Consider the following 17303-nt stretch of genomic DNA (forward strand, 5'->3'; position numbering starts at 1 on the left):
ATATTACTTACTCCTTTCAAATGGAATAAATATAATTAATTTAAAAGTACCTTGTCTTTGAATACTTAAACTGCCATTTACAGCTTCTAATCTATTACGCATATATCGTAACCCATTTCCAGATATCTCTCTAGGGTTATTTATTATTCCATCATTTTCAATAGTCATCCTAACAGAATAATCTGTTATTTTTAAAGATATATTCACTTTATTAGGACGAGCATGTTTTGTAATGTTAGTTAAAGCTTCCCTTACAGACATTAAAATTAATTGCCATATATAAGGTTCTAATTTAAAAATATTCCCACTATGTACAAATTCAACTGGATAAATAAAATTATCACATAAATTAGTTATATCCAATAGCCCAATTTCTAAATTAGGTTCAATGCTTTTAACAGAGCTTTTTAATTGATGTAATGCATTTTCTAAACGTTTCTCTGACTTACTAAATGTTATATTGGCTCTTTCAAATTGTTTGGATTTTATTAGAGATTTATATGCTTTTAAGGATAGATGTGCAGCAGTAAGCTCGTGACCTAAACTATCGTGGAGTACCTCTGCAATTCGCTGCCTTTCTGTTAATCTTGATATTCTATCTGTGTCCTGATAATCTGATAATAGCTGAGACTGTACTAATTCCAGGTCATAAATATGTTGTCTTAGGTGGTCCATTATATTCTTATTTGAAGTACTTTCTCTTTCCCAGTGACATAAAATTGTACCAAATAATAGCCCCTGTAATAGTAATAAATAATAGCTGCCCTCATTAACTATTAATCCTACAATAATTAATGGAAGGGTATAAATTAGTTTGTTTTTATATGAAAAGTAATAGGCAAATACAAATAAATATATAGAAGCAGGGGGATAAAATGCAGCTGTTAATAGAAAGAATGTTAAATCAATTAACATATAGCATGGTTTTAGTTTTATTCTCCATCTTAAAACCATACTAAAAATTAATATTAAATAAAGCAAAAAAACCATTGGATTTAATAATTTATGAAAAATTATAATAAGCAATATTAAAAGTTGTATTACCATAATAAATGAATATATTATTTGTGGTCCAATGATAAAGTTCTTTTTTGCAATCATTTAATATCTCCTTTTGCTGCCTATTAATAGAAATATTCCTGAGTAAATTAATAATACAAGATGTGCTATTAATACATATTTAATATTACCATCATGCAGAGAATTTAGTCCATAGGGTAACCAGTATGTAGGTAAAACTACTATAAATTTTTTTATTTCTTCAGGGATTACTTGTAGAGGCATAGTTACACCACTAACTAAACACATAATAGATGCAAAGCCAGAAAATAATCCAAAAGAAAGATTATAGGACTTAAATAGTGAATTCCAGCATAATGAAAATGCAATTGACATTAGTATGTAAACAAAATTCAAACTAAATATATACCAATAGTTAATGTTAAGATCTTTCCAATATAGATATATTCCTAATATAAATATTATATTTTGCACTACTAATATAGAAGTATAAGCCATTAAGTGAGAGCTAAGGTAACTGATATATTTAGTAGGTGTAGCTGAAATTCTAACTGTTATTTTATTAAGACGTTCCTCCACTATAGGCTTAGATAGTATAAAGGCAGAAAATAAGCTTAATAAGCCATATAGATAGATTCCATTTGGATAGCTGTTAGCTAAAGGGGGTACAAATATTATTCCTATTGGAAGTATAAGTGTAATTAATATACTAATAGGTTGTGCAAGACTACGTTTTAATGCATGTTTAAATATAATCATAGAATCACCTTCTTACTTAGGAGTTTTATTAATAAAAATAGTATTACGCTAAGTATTATTAATGGAATTATTCCTATAATAAAATTTTTTAAGTTATTATCAATAATACCCAAAATTGCAGTTTGAGCTAAGGCCATTGGTGTTAGATATTTTTCAAATAAATTAGTTATTATATTATCAGGAAGTGGAAAATATAGTCCTGTTAATATTGGGGCAGCAATGCCATATAAAGTTGTAACAGAGTTAGCTGTTTTAACATTTTTACTTAAGAATAAAATAAGAGTACCAAATAGTTGATTAAATATTACTGAAATAAGCATTACAAGTAAAATTAAAAATAGGTTGTTAAATTTTATATCTAGAATAGTAATTGAAAATATTAAAACAACAAAGGTTTGTAGGAAACTTACTATTATGCCAGAAAACAATATTGATAATACAACCTTTACAGGATTAACTGGTGTTGCTAATAATCTATTACGTATTGGCGATAAAAAATCTTGCCCTAAAGTTTCAAAACTAATAGCTGACCCATATATTTGAAATGTTAAAGCAAAACCTATAGTTAATACAGGGGTTATGGCACCTATGTTGTAACTTGAATTAATATAGCTAAAAAAGCTTATTAATAAAATTGGTAAAAGTATCAAAATTAGATGGCCGAAAATATCCCTAGAGGATCTTAATATATAAAACTTAAGCATTAATTCACCTCATCTCTTAATTGTTTTCCTGTTAATGTTAGAAATACATCTTCAAGGGTTGGCTGTTTAGAATTCACATTAACTATACCTAAAGGAGCTAGAATTGAAACAATTTTATCAATTATTGATATACCTCCTGGTACAATGATGTGATATTGGTTATCCTTTATAACTACTTCTTTTACATCTGTTAGTGCTAAAAGCTCATCTTTTTTATCTTCCCTTGCTATTTTAACGTCAACTAATATGTGGGAATCACCTTTAATTCTTGCAATTAGTTCTTTTAATGTGCCTGAAGCTATTACATGGCCTTGATCCATTATGTATATTCTACTAGCTACGGCTTCAACTTCTTCAATATAGTGGGAAGTATAGATAACAGTTGTTCCTTCAGCAGCTATCTTTTTAACGAAATCTAAAATATAATTTCTAGATTGAGGGTCTATTCCAACTGTTGGCTCATCCATAATTAATAATTCAGGGTTATGTAAGATAGAGCAGCCAATATTTAAGCGTCTTTGCATTCCACCTGAGAAATGTTTAGGGCGGTCATTTAAACGATCTTCTAAACCAATAATTTTAGCTACTTCATTAATTCTACTTTCTAGTTCTGTCTTTTTTAAACCATATAAGCTTCCGAAAAAAGCTAGGTTTTCCTTTGCAGTCATATCTTCATAAATAGTAATTTCTTGTGTTACAAAACCAATCTTGCTTTTTATCTTTTGGTTCTTTCCGTCCTGTTTCATATCAAATACTATTATTTCTCCCTCATCAACGGAAAGTAGTCCTACAATGGATTTTATACATGTTGTTTTTCCAGCCCCATTAGGACCAAGTAAACCAATAACTTCTCCTTTATTCACTTCTAAAGATAAATAGTCTAACGCTAAGTGATTATTAAAGCGTTTTATTACATTTTCTATTTTTAAAATCATTTTTATCACCTCTGAGGTTATTATAAATAAATAGAAGATTTTTTAGTAGTTACATTTGTCATTTATTTTTCAAAGAACTTTAAACAATCCTAGAATTCTTATTTTAGATGAGGCAACATCTTCTTTAGACTCTGTTTCAGAAATGTATATACAAAAAGCTTTAGTTCCATTATTAAAAGGTAGAACTAGCATAGTAATTGCTCATAGATTATCTACAGTTTTATCAGCAGATAATATTTTGGTTTTTGAAGATGGGAGAGTAGTCCAAAGTGGAAAGCATGAAGATTTGCTGGTGGAAGGTGGACTTTATAAGAAATTATATGATACTCAATTCAAAAAATCTTAAAGTTATAAATTTGACTTAAAAAACCTTTTTATTTATAATTTCTTTAGTATTAAACTTTATAAGGAGAAGTAACTAATGACAAATTTGAGTTTTATTTATAATCGAAAAAGTGTAAGACAGTTTAAAGATATACCAGTTAAAAAGGATGATATATTAGAGATAATAAAAGCTGGAACCTATGCACCATCTCCAAAGCATCAACAAAACTGGCACTTTGTTGTATTACAAAATAAAGAAGTAATAGGTGAAATGGCAAAAATAGTGACTGAAAGTCATAAAAAAATTGGACAACTTGCAAAAAACGAAAAAGATTTCAAAAAACATATGAGTGTGATAAATTATTATACATGCTTTAAGGATGCACCTGTAGTTATATTAGTATACGGCAGTGAATATAAAATGATAGAATATAGTATATTGAAAGAAAATAATGCACCAAAAGAAATTTTAGATATATTATTATCACCACAATCAGCAGCTCAAGGAATAGGAGCAGCAGTAGAAAATATATTGTTAGCAGCAACAGAAATGGGATATGGAAGTTGCTACATGACAGGACCTACACATGCAAAAAGTGATATAGAGAATTTAATTGATTTTAAGAAAGAAGGATATGAACTTATGTCTATGATTGCCTTGGGGGTAGCTGAGGATAATACGCCAAAACAGCCTTCTCGTAAGCCATTAGAAGAAGTTATAACATTTATAGACTAGTGATAAAGAGTGTTTTATTAGAAATAGTAAATATAAACCAATAAATAGTCTTTATAATAAACCTCCTCTTATGTAAAGTTAATAACCTTACATGAGAGGAGGTTTATTTTTTTATTAACTAAAAAGAAGATAACATTATCACCATAATAAATAAAATTATTAATACTAAGATATTGGCATGTTTTTAATAAGTTTTATTATATAGCTTAGTGTATAGAAGTCTCTATCTACTTCAGCAGTGATAAAATTCAAGCCTTTAATTAATGTTTCTTCATCAAAATTTTCTAAAAGAATCATAATGTTTAAATAATTAAGTGCTCCTTCTTTTGTATCTAGAAGCCTTGAAGATTTTATATATTTATTGCTGAAGGTAGCAAAAGCTGCATTTTTAAGATCTTCACTTATTTCTATTGTAGGCATTTCATCAAAAATTCTTATTTCAGGATTATTAATATTTAAATTTTTAGCTTTACTTATATCTGTTGATACAAATATAGTATTTACAAATTTTGCATCCTTAAAGTCAACATCTTGTAATTTAACAGAATCAAATATGGTGTTTTCAAAGATTGCATTTTTAAAGTTACTCTTTCTAAAGTTTGTTCCTATAAATTCAGACCATTTAAAACTACATTTCATAAAGCTAGATGATTTAAAGTGTGCTCCTCTAAAATTTACATAATCAAAGTTTGAACCAGCAAAATTACAATTATAGCAATTGCTTCCTTCAAGATTTTGATACATAAAGTTTTTATCTTTCTTTTCTATATTATTATAATGAAAATTTCTTTTTGTTCTTTGGTTTACAGCCATTATTGCCTCCATCTAAATCCATTTGGATATCATAAAATTTATTTTATTTTTGTTTAGCATATTTAATATTAACATATTGTTGAGATTATTACTAATTAATATAAACATATATTTTTTTACCCCTGGGGTCCAAATAATTTCCAGTTAGAATATAATTTGCACAATATGATGCAATTAATAATCTTTTGTATATTAATAAATTGTTGTATTCTTATATTGTGAAAACGATAACCCAATAAATTTAAAATAGGAGGTGTACTTATGAGAGAACTTAATATTATCAATGATTTGATAGAAGCTAATGGATATTTAACTATAGAATATTTCATTGATAAATATTCTGTTTCCAAAAGGACACTACAAAATGACTTTTCATACTTAACAAATATTTCATTAGAAAAAGGTTTTATACTAATGAAAAAAAGAGGAAAAGGATATCTTATAGAGATAACAAACGAAGAAAAGTTAAAAAGTTTTATTAAAGATTTAAATAGAATGGATAATAAACCAAAAGTAACTGTAGAAAATATATCAGCATATATAGCATTAAAGGAAAGTTACATAACAATTGAAGAGATAGTTGAAGAATTTAATAGCAGTAAGTCTTTAATAAACAAATTTAAGGTAGATGTTGATAATTATCTAAAGGAATATAATCTTACAGTAGAAAGAAAGGCTCACTATGGAGTAAAAATTAATGAATATTTAGAACAAAGAAAAGATTTAATTGTTAATCTTTATTTAAAAGAAAATGAAGTTATTAGGAAATATATTGATAAAAGTATTGGTCAGGAATTTACGTATATAAAAAAAGCATTAATTGATGAAATAAAGAAAGAAAATTTAATAATCGATTATTCAGAACTAAAGGAAATATTAGCTTGGTTAAAAATAACCATATATATTAATTTGAAATATAAGAAGTTACTAATAAAAGATAAACAGAATAATTTAGAGCTTGCCATGAAAGAAAAATATAATGTAGGATTTTCTGAAGAAGATAAAAAAGAACTTTATAAACTGATAAACATGAAGACTAAAAAAGAAAAAGAAGACTTTGAAGATTTAAAACAGTTACCATCTGATATATGTGAATTTTTGCAAGAGCTAGATGAAAAAAATAACACATCATTTAATAAGGATGAAGATTTTAAAAGATTGCTAACACTTCATATAAATTCACTAATAAACAGACTTAAATTTAAAGTGGCTTATACTAACCCAATTGTAGATGAACTATCTATAAAGTATGCTTCAATATTTAATATGGCAATTTCATTTGGAGAAATGCTAGAAAGAAAATATGGAATTAAACCAACACGAGATGAAATAGGCTTCATAACTACTCATTTTGCGGTGCATATGGAAAAAGAATTTACAAATAAGCTTAAGAAATATAATAAAATTGCAATTGTCTGTTCATCAGGAGGGGGAAGCGCGTATTTAACTAAACTCAAGTTAAGCAGTTTATTTAATATATCTAAAATAGAGACATTTTCAATAGTTCAATTAAAAGAACTAGAAGAATATAATCCAGATATCATATTTGCTACTATTGAGATTACCTCAAATCTTCAAGTGCCTTTAATATATATCAAAGAACTTTTAGATGATTATGATATTTTGAAAATAAAGCAATTAGTAAGTTTAGATAAAATAGATAAGGTATTTATAAGTAAAACTAAAGATTATTATATTAAACGCTTTTTTAATCCAAGTTACTTTATTATATCTGAAAATGAAAAAGATTATATAAAGACTATAGAAAGTATGGCTAAGAAAATTGAAGAAGATGGTGTTGGAGGAAAAAACTATACTGATTTAGTTTTAAGGAGAGAATCTTTTTCTTCAACAGTTTATTTAAATGGGGTTGCAATACCCCATCCAATTGAAATGATAGGAAATAAAGATATAGTTTTTATAAATATATTAAAGAATCCAATTAAATTTAATAACAAAAAAATAAATGTAATATTTATGGTTTCTCTTCAAAAAGAAAATTTAGAGTTACATAAAGAAATTACAAGAGATTTATTTGAAATTATGAATGATAAAAAAATGATACAAGATATATTGAAAGTAAATAGCTTCAAGGAGTTTATAGCATTAATAAGCAAAAAGATGTAGGAGGTGATACACATTTGGATATAGATTTATTAAAAAGAATATGTGAGGTAGATTCAATAGCATCTAATGAACAAGAGATTAGAGATATACTTTCAAAAAATATTATAGGAGAAATATCTTATGATGGAATTGGAAGCATGATTGTAAATCACAAAGGAAATGGTCCTAAATTAATGTTTTGTGCACATATGGATGAAGTTGGCTTTATGGTAAAGAGTATTAGTGACATTGGTATGATAAATGTAATTTGCATTGGTGGAGTTAAAGATTCTGCAAAATCTTTTCAAAAGGTTATCATTACTAATGATGATGGAGTTAAAATTAAAGGTTTAATGAATTGCTCTTTTGATGAAAATCATAAGGTAAAAGACCTTTATGTTGATATTGGATTAAGCAGTAGAGAAGAAGTTTTAGATTTAGGAATAAATGTAGGGGATATGGTTACTTTTGATAGCAAAAGTGAAATGATAAATAAAAATATACTAATGGCAAAAGCTTTAGATGATAGAGTTGGGTGTTATGTTTTAAAGGAGGTAGATAAAAAACTAAAGGATATTAATCATGAAAATGATATATATTTATGTTTTACAAGTTCAGAAGAAGTTGGTACAAGAGGTGGAAAGTGTTGTGCAGATAAAATAAATCCAGATATTATATTTGCAATTGATGTAGCTTGTGCACCAGATTTAGTCAGAAATTATACTAATCAACGCCAGATATCAAAGGGGTGTATGATAGTTCATTATGATAAAACAATGATACCAAATAAAAAATTACTTAGATGGATCAAAAAAATGGCAAAGGATAATAATATTGATTTTCAATGTGATATGTTTAGTGGTGGCGGTACAGATGCAGCTCAAGCACATTTAAGTAATGGAGGGAAACTTAGCATTGTACTTGGAATACCTTTAAGATATTGCCATGGAAGTTATTCAATGACTGATTTAAGGGATGTTGAAGGTTTAATAAATTTAATCATATATATAATAGAAGCTTTTACCAAAGAAGAATATAGCAATATTTCAAGTTACGAATAGGAGGGGTAAAGATGAGTGAATTAGAAATGCAAATATTACAAATTATATCAGCAGCAGGAGATAGTAAAGCAAAGGCATTCCAAGCTTTTCAGAAAATCCAGGAGTCTGACTACGAAGGAGCAAGAGCTCTTTTAAAGGAAGCAAGAGATATCGATCTTGAGGCTCATAAAGCTCAGACTGAATTAATTAGAAAGGAGCTTTCACAAGATGATGGAGAAAAATTACCAGTAAGTTTACTTATGGTACATGCTCAAGATCATTATATGTCTTCACAACTTGTGAGAGATCTTATAGAAAAAATAATAGATGTATTTGAATCTAAGGAGGTTAAAAAATGAGAATAGTATTATGTTGCGCAGGTGGTTTTTCAACTACAATGTTAATGGACAGTATGAAAAAAACAGTAAGGGCAAGTAAAAAGTTAAATGAAGAGGATTTTGAATTTGTAGCAATTCCAGTAGATTTGTTAGAACATGAGGCAGATAATTGTGATGTAGTTGTGGTTGGGCCACAAATTGCACACAAACTAGATTATATCAAAAAGATTATTGATCCAAAAAAAATTCCGTATACAGTCATAGACCAAGATACTTACGGGAAAATGGATGGAGCAACAGCATTTAAGATGGCCTTACTTGCTTATAGAAAAGCTCAACTGGATAATAAACAATAATTTAATAAATAATAAAAGGGGAGAAAATTATGTTTAAAGCATTTGAAGCATTTATGAACAAATATCTAACTCCAATAGCAAGAAAAATGGATAAGCAACCACATCTAAATGCAATTAAAAAATCAATGGTAGCAATGACTCCGATATTAATTATAGGTAGCTTATGTTTGATTCCAGAAGCAATTGCTAATATGATTGGTGTAGAAACAGGTATAGGTAAATTCATAGTAAACAATATGGACAATTTCTACTTACCATTTTATCTTACAATAGGTATGATGGGCCTATATGTCTGTTTATGTATTACTTATTTCTTAGGTGAGCATTATAAATTATACGTTCCAGGATGTATGGTTTTAGGTGCCGTTGGATTTCTTTTACTTACATTTACTTTCACTGAAGATGGAGGTATGAGTATAAAGTATCTAGGAACTAAAGGGTTATTTATGGCAATGCTCTCAGGTATTATAGCAGTTCAATTATATCATTGGTGTAAGAAGAAAAACTTCACAATACGTATGCCAGAAAATGTACCAGATTTTGTTTCAAGATCTTTTGAATTAATACCAACAACAGTAATTATAGTTGGAGTTTTTGCAGCAATCAGATTTACTAGTTTAGCAATTTTTGATGTATTACCTCCAGAAGTTTTAACAAGATTCTTAGCACCATTAGTTGGATCATTAGATAATCCATTTGTATTCGTATTCATTACTTTTCTTAGTTGTTTATTATTCTTTTTCGGAATACATCCATCAGTATTATCACCAATTACAGCACCAATAGCAGCTCAATTTTTAGCAGAAAATATTGAAGCTATGGCTAGTGGGCAAGCATTACCTCACTTTTATACAGGAGGTATGACTAGTGCTTTTGCAAACTTCACAGGTACAGGAGTTACCTTTGGTTTAGTATTTTGGTTCTTATTATCAAAAAACAAAGCATATAAACGTGTAGGACAAGTATCTATAATACCAGCTTTATTTGGTATAAATGAACCTATATTATTTGGAGCACCAATAGTACTTAATCCAACATTTTTCTTACCATATGTTATAGGTGGTACTATTTTAGGAACATTCCCAGCATTTTTAATGTGGGCTGGAATTTTAGCAAAACCATTTTTTAACCCTCCATATGTTGGAGTATTTTTAGAAGGCTTTTTAGTTAATGGAGACTGGGTAACAATAGTTGTAAATGCATTACAAATGATAGGATCAGTACTAATATGGTATCCATTCTTCAAGTTATATGAAAAACAAGAAACAGTAAGAGATTCAGTAGAAGAATCAAAAATATCAGAAGAAGATCAAGCACTTTTAGATGACTTAGATTTTTAAAAATAAAGGGGAAGTTAAGCTTCCCCTTTAAGATTAGAGGAGGATATTATGGCTAAACATATTAATAAAATAAAAGAGCTTCTTAATATACTAAATATTGATGCAGCTTTAATAAAATCCAAAACAATTAAGAAGTATTTAGATACTGTGACTGGGAGTGGGATACATCTCTTTATAACAAAAGATAAATCATACGCTATATTGGATGGAAGATATGTAGAGGAAGTAAAAGAAAAAGAAAGTGATTTTGAAATAATAGAAAACACACCAGCAAAATCTCAAAAGTCACATTTTGATATTATAAATAATATTATGAATGAACATAATTATAAGGTTTTAGGGATAGAAGCTAGCGCATATTCAATAACTGATTATGAAAAACTTAAGAACTATAACTTTAGTGTATTTCTTATTGAAGAAGAACTTAATGAGGTAAGAATTTTAAAAGATAAACATGAAATAGATGTAATAAAAAAGGCTTGTAAAATTACAGATGATATATTTTCCAAGGTTTTAAAGCATATTAAGGTTGGAGTTAGTGAAAGAGAAATCAATGCATGGATACAATATTACTCATTAATTTCAGGTGCTAATAAAATGTCTTTTGATACAATTGTTACATCAGGCCCTAGGACTGCACTTCCTCATGGAAGGCCTACAGATAGAAAAATAAATTCTAATGAACCAATAATGATAGACTTTGGAATAGAGTATGAGAACTACCAATCTGATATGACTAGAATGATATTTATAGGAGAACCAAGTGAGGAAATAAAAAACATATATGAAACTGTTAAGAGAGCTCAAAAGGCTGGGGTAGATGCAATTAAGACAGGTGCTTTATCTAGAGATGTAGATAAGGTAGCAAGAGATATAATTATTAATGCAGGGTATGGTGAATACTACAATCATGGACTTGGTCATGGAATAGGAATTGGGGATGGAGCAGAGCAACCATATTTAAATCAAAGTTCTAATGTTATCTTAAAAGACAATATGATAATGTCATGCGAACCAGGAATATATATACCGGGTTTAGGGGGAGTACGTATAGAGGATGATGTTTTAATTAAAGATGGGATAGGGGTTCCACTTAATAATACAACTAAAGAAATGATAATTTTGGAGGAATAATATGAAGCATAATTTTGATGAAGAAAATAATCGTCTAAATACATATTGTACTCAATGGGACTATATTCAAGATCGTTTTAATAAAAAGGATTTAATTCCTTTTTCTATATCAGATACTGATTTTAAGGTGCCATTACCAGTGTACCAAAAATTAAATAAAGTGTTAGAACATCAGATTTATGGATATTCTAGGTGGAATCATGATGACTTTAAGGGAGCTATAGCCAACCATTATATAAAAAAATTTAATTGTGATGTAAATCTAGATTGGATATTATACAGCCCTTCAGTTATGTATTCAGTAGCAGTATTAATTAGGATGTTATGCAAAGAAGGAGAAAAAATAGCAACATTTAATCCTATGTATGATGCATTTTTTAATGTCATTGAAGAAAATAAAAGGACATTAGTAAAAATTCAATTATATAATGATAATGGAAACTTTTATTTTAGTATAGATGAATTTGAAAATAAAATTAAAACTTGCAAGGTTTTATTATTATGTTCACCTCATAATCCAACAGGAAGAGTGTGGAAAGAAAATGAATTAAGCATTATAATAAATCTTTGTAAGAAATATAATGTAAAGATAATTAGTGATGAAATTCATAGTGATATAGTTTTTAAAGGAAATAAACATACACCTATTATTTCATATTTAAATGAATATAATGATATATATTTAGTATCATCAGGAAGCAAAACATTCAATTATCCAGGCTTAATTGGATCTTACGCAATAATTCCAGATAAAAAAATATATGAACAATTTATCAAACAAACAAGAAGTAAAGACTTCTTGAATTCAGTAAGTATTCTTGGAATGTATGCTACAATGATTTCATATAATGAATGTGATTATTATGTAAAAGATCTTATTGAATATGTAGATAAAAACATGGAATATGTTAAGAATTTTATAGAAGAAAACTTTAAAGATATAGTTTTTACAAAACCAGAAGGCACATATTTAGCCTGGATAGATTGCAGAAAAGTTCCTTTTTCCAGTGATGAAATTCAAGAGGCTTTAGTAAATGTTGGTGGAATTGGAATAATGAAGGGCGAAGTTTATGGAGGAGAAAAATACCTTCGTTTAAATTGTGGATGTACACTATCTAAGCTTAAAATTGGAATGGAAAGATTCAAAAAGAGTTTTGATTATCTTTATAATTCTTACAAACAATAACAGTAAAGATTAATTGAAATGGTATAATTAAATTTTAGCTCCTTGATTATATTTTTGTATATAGTCAAGGAGCTTTTTGTACAAAACTTAATATTACTCAGCATAATAAATTAATATAGAAATCAATTAAATGTTATATTAATTATAATAAAATGGAATCATAGATATATTGATGCTTAATATAAGATTAAGTTATTTTATAGGTTTAAAATAATTCACTTAAATTGTTGGGAAATAGTGTATAATTTATTTGTATTAATAATTTATAAGGAGACATAAAATTAAAATGAAAAAATATAAACGAATGATTTGGCTTAGTACACTTTTATCTATAATAACTAATCCAATATTTGTACTTGTATATTGGATATCATTGTATGAATTATATACTTTATGCAGGTTTGGAAGAGTTGATTATAATATTACAATTTTAATTATATGTATGTTATTCTTTTTGGCTTGCATTATATATTTAATAATTGCTGTTAAAAAGAAACCTATTCTTTCTCAACAGTATCCTATAGATGATGATACATTTATTTATATTAGTGAAAATAAATGGTGTAAATTTTCTTTTAAAACTATATGGACATATATAGCTATAGTTATTATGGTTATTACAACCATATTTTATGGAGTCAAAATATATAGTAGTGCAACAAACTTTAGAGGGAAGCTTTCATGGGTTTTACATGATTTAGGCCACAAAAAAGAAATAAAACTTGAACATAATAATATATATGAAGATGGTATAGAAGGATTATTCAATGATATTAATAACAAGATTAATATGCCCAAAACTTTATATATTTCTGAGTACTTTAGTCTCGATTTTGAGACAGATGGAGAAATTACTTCTTTTTATGGATTTTTTTATGGGAAAAATGATAAAGATGAATTAGAAAGTTACTTAATTTCTTATGATATTAATAAATCTAAAAAGATTGATATATATTTAAATGGTTATATTAATGCAGATTTTAATGAAGATAAGCTTTTAGAACCATTAATTAACACAATGAAAGTTATTCCCATTAAGGAAACGGTAAGTAATTGGAATGAAAATCAATATGGTATTCTTTATTATGGAAAGAGAAGTTTTGGTTTTAACAAAGAAGGAATTATTTATATAGATTCGGAAGGAAATACAAAGCTACCAGAAGAAATATCTTCTGAAATAATAGGCTATACAGTTTCAGTATATGTACCAGGAAAAGAGGATATATACATTCCCGTTAGATATAACTTAGTAGAAGACTTAAATAATATAAAAAACGATAATCTAAATAAAACTGAAAATAGAAAACCATCAAGTACAGAAAATAGTGAAGATAAAGAATTCTATTTATCTGACAGTATTCGGTATAAATTAAGAGTTGTTGGAGCAGCAGCAGGGAGTAGATTTTATTCTTTAGAAGCAACTAAAAACGGGGGATCTACATGGGATATTATAAATGAAGATCCATTTATGGGAAGAGGTGGAGGAGCATCAGGATTAACCTTTATATATGAAAATCTTGGATTTATAGCTTTATCTCATAGCGGCGGTAGCTATGCTGAATTATATCGTTCTGAAGATGGAGGAATATCTTTTGAAGTAATAGATATTCCTAAAATAGATGTAACTCTTAATAATGGCAGTGCTATATCTCCATTTGATTTTCCTGAGATGCCTTATGAAGAAAATGGAGTTCTTAATTTGTTAGTTGGGCAAGGCTCTGATGGAGATTATAATGGGAACTCTAGTGCATTATATCAATCAAAAGATAAGGGAGTAACATGGGAGTATATTGAAGAAGTTAAGAAGGAGAGAGAATAAGTATAAAATATAGCAGCTTTTAAATGAAATGGTATAATGTCAATAAAATATAAATTTTGTGGAGGAGAAATATGCTTACAATTGGTTATATAGGAAATGGGAAAAGTACTAATAGATATCATTTGCCATTTGTTTTACAAAGAAAAAATATAAATATAAAGACAATATATCAAAGAAATCCTAAAAATGAATCTTGGGATAGAATAAATGAAGTAAATTATACATCAGATGTAGATGAATTATTAAATGATAAGGATATACAATTAATAGTAGTTTGTACAAGACAAGATAGTCATTATGATTATGCAAAATTAGTATTAGAGCATAATAAACATTGTTTAGTTGAAAAGCCATTTATGAAAACTTATGATGAAGCAAAAGAAATATTTGATTTAGCAAAGGAAAAAGGTCTAATAATTCAAGCATATCAAAATAGAAGATTTGATAGTGACTTTTTAACGGTACAAAAGGTAATAGAAGAAGGAAAACTTGGAGAATTACTAGAACTTGAAATGCATTTTGATTATTATCGCCCAGAGGTACCAGAATCAACTAATAGTTTTTCACCATATGATTCATATTTGTATGGTCATGCTTGTCATACATTAGATCAAGTTATAAGCTATTTCGGTGAGCCTGATAAAATTAATTATGATGTTAGACAATTATTAGGAACAGGCAGAATGAACGATTATTTTGATTTAGATTTATATTATGGGCAATTAAAAATATCTGTAAAATCTAGTTATTTTAGAATAAAAGAAAGACCTAGTTTTGTTTTATATGGGAAAAAAGGATGTTTTGTAAAAGAAACTAAGGATCGTCAAGAAGAGCATTTAAAGATGTTTTATATGCCAACAAATAAGGACTTTGGAGTAGATTCTTTTAATCATTATGGAACATTAACATATATAGATGATGAAGGAACAATTCATGAGGAAAAAGTTAAATCTGTTAAAGGTGATTATGGAAGAGTATATGATGATTTATATGAAGCAATAGTAAATAATAAAAATAAAACTATAACAGATGAACAAACACTACTACAATTAAGGATATTGGAAGAAGGAATAAAGAATTTAAAGTAAGATAATCATTGTAGAGAGAGAGTTAAATTTATTATATTAAATATATTTTGACTTTAAATTTAATAGTATTGGTCTAGATGAATATGCTTATATTTTGATTTAGTACTATAAAGTTATGAAACTAATAGGGCGGTGTATTGGTATATGAAAGTTACATTAATTACTGGAGCTGCAAAGGGAATAGGATACCACTTAGCAAAAGGTTTTGCTGATAAAGGCTATAAAGTAATTGCAATTGATATTTTAGATGTTAAATACAATGATGAAAACATTGATTTTTATAGAGCTGATTTAAAAAATGAAAGTGAAGTAAAAGATGTTTTTTCTAAGGCTATTGAAAGATATGGGTCTATTCATATATTGATAAATAATGGAGCAATAAGCTCATATAGTAAATCTATATTTGATATAAATGTAGGAGAATTTGATAATGTTATAAATACCAATTTAAGAGGTAGCTTTATTTGTTGTAAAGAATTTGTAAAAGCAAATAAGGGAGAGAATTTTGGGCGAATTATAAATATAGCTTCAACTAGATATAATCAAAATGAAGCTGATTGGGAAGCATACGGAGCCTCAAAAGGTGGAATTGTTTCATTAACAAATAGTCTAGTTATATCTTTATCAAATACACCTATAACTGTAAATACTATAAGTCCAGGATGGATACAAGTAGATAATTATGAATACCTTAGAGAAATAGATCATAAGCAGCATCCATCAGGAAGGGTAGGAAAGCCAAGTGATATATTAAGAACGTGTTTATTTTTATGTGAAGAAGATAGTGATTTTATAAATGGTGCCAATATAATTGTAGATGGCGGAATGACTAAAAAGATGATCTATGAAGAATAATTGTAATAAATTGCGAAGCATTTTTCAGTTCACAGTTCACAAGGCACAGTGCACAGTTGTTTTAATTTTTTCATTCTTTCATTTATAAATTGCTTTGCAATTTATATCATAACCTGTTCCCTGTTACTTTATTCCAAAAACTGTGAACTGTGAACTGTGCGCTGTGAACTATATAAATTGCTTCGCAATTTAAAACTATTGTGCTATAGGTACTTTTCTGTATTATAAAATTTCTAATATTTCAACAGTATATTTGTCTTCAGGAGCAGCAACTTCAACAATGTCTCCAACTTTTCTGCCTTTTAGAGCTAAGCCTAAATCTGACTCTATGCTTATGCACATATTTTCAGGGTCTGAGTCCATAACAGTAACTAAAGTTATAACATCTTCAAAATCATCTTCAACAAATTTAATTTTAGCTTTACTATTAATTCCTAAAGCACATTTATCAAATTTTTCATCATCTACAACAGTTGCTGTTGAAATCATATTTAATAAGTATTGGATTCTATTATCATTTTCTCTATAATTTGCACAAGCTTCCTTATATTCAGCATTTTCTGATCTATCTCCATGTGCAGCTGCTATTGCCTTTTCCTTTGCAATTTCAGCTCTTTTCACTGTCATTCTATATTCTAATTCTTCTCTTAGCTTTTTTATGTTTTCCTCAGTTAATGTATTATTCATAAAATTACCCCCCTCAAAAGATATCATGCTAATATTATATAATATATATGTAAAAAGAAAAGA

The 17303-nt window shown here is 27.6% G+C and carries 17 protein-coding genes and 1 pseudogene; 12 read left to right on the forward strand and 6 right to left on the reverse strand.

What is annotated here, in order from left to right:
- Window positions 1-3 precede the first annotated feature (3 nt).
- Genes AAT22_RS05430 through AAT22_RS05445 form a run of 4 tightly spaced genes read right to left on the reverse strand, consistent with a single transcriptional unit; the run spans window position 4 to window position 3418 of the window.
- Window positions 4-1101 (reverse strand): histidine kinase, encoded by a 1098-nt coding sequence (locus AAT22_RS05430; RefSeq protein ID WP_047000508.1) that lies wholly within the window; start codon window positions 1099-1101, stop codon window positions 4-6.
- Entirely contained in the window at window positions 1102-1779 is a 678-nt protein-coding gene (locus tag AAT22_RS05435) for an ABC transporter permease (protein WP_016208620.1), read from the reverse strand.
- The gene (locus AAT22_RS05440; protein WP_047000509.1) at window positions 1776-2483 is read right to left on the reverse strand and encodes an ABC transporter permease; all 708 of its coding nucleotides are present in this window, start codon (window positions 2481-2483) and stop codon (window positions 1776-1778) included. The genes AAT22_RS05435 and AAT22_RS05440 overlap by 4 nt, the downstream gene beginning before the upstream one ends.
- Complete coding sequence (locus tag AAT22_RS05445; RefSeq protein ID WP_016208618.1) at window positions 2483-3418, reverse strand: ABC transporter ATP-binding protein; 936 nt, start codon at window positions 3416-3418, stop codon at window positions 2483-2485. Before AAT22_RS05445 ends, AAT22_RS05440 begins: the two co-directional genes overlap by 1 nt.
- An 85-nt stretch (window positions 3419-3503) precedes the next feature.
- On the opposite strand from AAT22_RS05445, the pseudogene AAT22_RS05450 reads away from it, so the two are divergent.
- Both AAT22_RS05450 and AAT22_RS05455 read left to right on the forward strand, forming a co-directional pair.
- A pseudogene (locus AAT22_RS05450) lies at window positions 3504-3764 on the forward strand (ABC transporter ATP-binding protein); the annotation flags it as partial.
- A 75-nt stretch (window positions 3765-3839) separates the two neighbouring features.
- Window positions 3840-4478 carry a nitroreductase family protein gene (locus AAT22_RS05455; RefSeq protein WP_047000511.1) on the forward strand — a complete coding sequence of 213 codons (639 nt, stop codon included), beginning with the start codon at window positions 3840-3842 and terminating at the stop codon, window positions 4476-4478.
- A gap of 165 nt (window positions 4479-4643) precedes the next feature.
- On the opposite strand, the gene AAT22_RS05460 is transcribed toward AAT22_RS05455, so the two are convergent.
- Window positions 4644-5291, reverse strand: a complete 648-nt coding sequence (locus AAT22_RS05460) for a pentapeptide repeat-containing protein (protein ID WP_047000512.1) — start codon at window positions 5289-5291, stop codon at window positions 4644-4646.
- A gap of 261 nt (window positions 5292-5552) precedes the next feature.
- Here AAT22_RS05460 and AAT22_RS05465 point away from each other — a divergent pair, with 261 nt between their 5' ends.
- From AAT22_RS05465 to AAT22_RS05510, 10 genes are all read left to right on the forward strand, one after another.
- On the forward strand, window positions 5553-7418 hold the full coding sequence (locus tag AAT22_RS05465) for a PTS sugar transporter subunit IIA (protein ID WP_047000513.1): 1866 nt from the start codon (window positions 5553-5555) through the stop codon (window positions 7416-7418).
- 14 nt (window positions 7419-7432) lie between these two features.
- Entirely contained in the window at window positions 7433-8458 is a 1026-nt protein-coding gene (gene ypdE, locus AAT22_RS05470) for an aminopeptidase (protein WP_047000514.1), read from the forward strand.
- 11 nt (window positions 8459-8469) lie between these two features.
- Window positions 8470-8796, forward strand: a complete 327-nt coding sequence (locus AAT22_RS05475) for a PTS lactose/cellobiose transporter subunit IIA (RefSeq protein WP_016208612.1) — start codon at window positions 8470-8472, stop codon at window positions 8794-8796.
- Complete coding sequence (locus tag AAT22_RS05480) at window positions 8793-9131, forward strand: PTS lactose transporter subunit IIB (protein ID WP_047000515.1); 339 nt, start codon at window positions 8793-8795, stop codon at window positions 9129-9131. Before AAT22_RS05475 ends, AAT22_RS05480 begins: the two co-directional genes overlap by 4 nt.
- Window positions 9132-9160: 29 nt before the next feature.
- The gene (locus tag AAT22_RS05485; protein WP_047000516.1) at window positions 9161-10471 is read left to right on the forward strand and encodes a PTS transporter subunit EIIC; all 1311 of its coding nucleotides are present in this window, start codon (window positions 9161-9163) and stop codon (window positions 10469-10471) included.
- Window positions 10472-10519: 48 nt separating this feature from the next.
- Complete coding sequence (locus AAT22_RS05490) at window positions 10520-11605, forward strand: M24 family metallopeptidase (RefSeq protein WP_047000517.1); 1086 nt, start codon at window positions 10520-10522, stop codon at window positions 11603-11605.
- A 1-nt stretch (window position 11606) separates the two neighbouring features.
- Entirely contained in the window at window positions 11607-12791 is a 1185-nt protein-coding gene (locus AAT22_RS05495; protein ID WP_047000518.1) for an aminotransferase class I/II-fold pyridoxal phosphate-dependent enzyme, read from the forward strand.
- Window positions 12792-13077: 286 nt separating this feature from the next.
- On the forward strand, window positions 13078-14610 hold the full coding sequence (locus AAT22_RS05500) for a hypothetical protein (protein WP_047000519.1): 1533 nt from the start codon (window positions 13078-13080) through the stop codon (window positions 14608-14610).
- A gap of 71 nt (window positions 14611-14681) precedes the next feature.
- A complete protein-coding gene (locus AAT22_RS05505) occupies window positions 14682-15698 on the forward strand; it encodes an oxidoreductase (protein WP_047000520.1) in 1017 nt (338 codons plus the stop codon).
- Window positions 15699-15842: 144 nt separating this feature from the next.
- Window positions 15843-16553, forward strand: coding sequence for an SDR family oxidoreductase (locus AAT22_RS05510; RefSeq protein ID WP_047000521.1), 711 nt, complete (start codon window positions 15843-15845; stop codon window positions 16551-16553).
- A 222-nt stretch (window positions 16554-16775) separates the two neighbouring features.
- On the opposite strand, the gene AAT22_RS05515 is transcribed toward AAT22_RS05510, so the two are convergent.
- Complete coding sequence (locus AAT22_RS05515; protein ID WP_047000522.1) at window positions 16776-17240, reverse strand: GreA/GreB family elongation factor; 465 nt, start codon at window positions 17238-17240, stop codon at window positions 16776-16778.
- Between the last annotated feature and the right edge of the window lie 63 nt (window positions 17241-17303).

It is taken from the genome of Clostridium sp. C8 (assembly GCF_001010885.1).
GTDB lineage: Bacteria > Bacillota > Clostridia > Clostridiales > Clostridiaceae > Clostridium > Clostridium sartagoforme.

What these genes read in the sequence shown, in the direction of transcription:
- AAT22_RS05430 (WP_047000508.1), bottom strand. Translation starts at nt 1,101, where the DNA reads ATGATTGCAAAAAAGAACTTTATCATTGGACCACAAATAATATATTCA.
- AAT22_RS05435 (WP_016208620.1), bottom strand. Translation starts at nt 1,779, where the DNA reads ATGATTATATTTAAACATGCATTAAAACGTAGTCTTGCACAACCTATT.
- AAT22_RS05500 (WP_047000519.1), top strand. Translation starts at nt 13,078, where the DNA reads ATGAAAAAATATAAACGAATGATTTGGCTTAGTACACTTTTATCTATA.
- AAT22_RS05465 (WP_047000513.1), top strand. Translation starts at nt 5,553, where the DNA reads ATGAGAGAACTTAATATTATCAATGATTTGATAGAAGCTAATGGATAT.
- AAT22_RS05475 (WP_016208612.1), top strand. Translation starts at nt 8,470, where the DNA reads ATGAGTGAATTAGAAATGCAAATATTACAAATTATATCAGCAGCAGGA.
- AAT22_RS05505 (WP_047000520.1), top strand. Translation starts at nt 14,682, where the DNA reads ATGCTTACAATTGGTTATATAGGAAATGGGAAAAGTACTAATAGATAT.
- AAT22_RS05510 (WP_047000521.1), top strand. Translation starts at nt 15,843, where the DNA reads ATGAAAGTTACATTAATTACTGGAGCTGCAAAGGGAATAGGATACCAC.
- AAT22_RS05495 (WP_047000518.1), top strand. Translation starts at nt 11,607, where the DNA reads ATGAAGCATAATTTTGATGAAGAAAATAATCGTCTAAATACATATTGT.
- AAT22_RS05515 (WP_047000522.1), bottom strand. Translation starts at nt 17,240, where the DNA reads ATGAATAATACATTAACTGAGGAAAACATAAAAAAGCTAAGAGAAGAA.
- AAT22_RS05445 (WP_016208618.1), bottom strand. Translation starts at nt 3,418, where the DNA reads ATGATTTTAAAAATAGAAAATGTAATAAAACGCTTTAATAATCACTTA.
- AAT22_RS05440 (WP_047000509.1), bottom strand. Translation starts at nt 2,483, where the DNA reads ATGCTTAAGTTTTATATATTAAGATCCTCTAGGGATATTTTCGGCCAT.
- AAT22_RS05480 (WP_047000515.1), top strand. Translation starts at nt 8,793, where the DNA reads ATGAGAATAGTATTATGTTGCGCAGGTGGTTTTTCAACTACAATGTTA.
- AAT22_RS05455 (WP_047000511.1), top strand. Translation starts at nt 3,840, where the DNA reads ATGACAAATTTGAGTTTTATTTATAATCGAAAAAGTGTAAGACAGTTT.
- AAT22_RS05490 (WP_047000517.1), top strand. Translation starts at nt 10,520, where the DNA reads ATGGCTAAACATATTAATAAAATAAAAGAGCTTCTTAATATACTAAAT.
- AAT22_RS05460 (WP_047000512.1), bottom strand. Translation starts at nt 5,291, where the DNA reads ATGGCTGTAAACCAAAGAACAAAAAGAAATTTTCATTATAATAATATA.
- AAT22_RS05485 (WP_047000516.1), top strand. Translation starts at nt 9,161, where the DNA reads ATGTTTAAAGCATTTGAAGCATTTATGAACAAATATCTAACTCCAATA.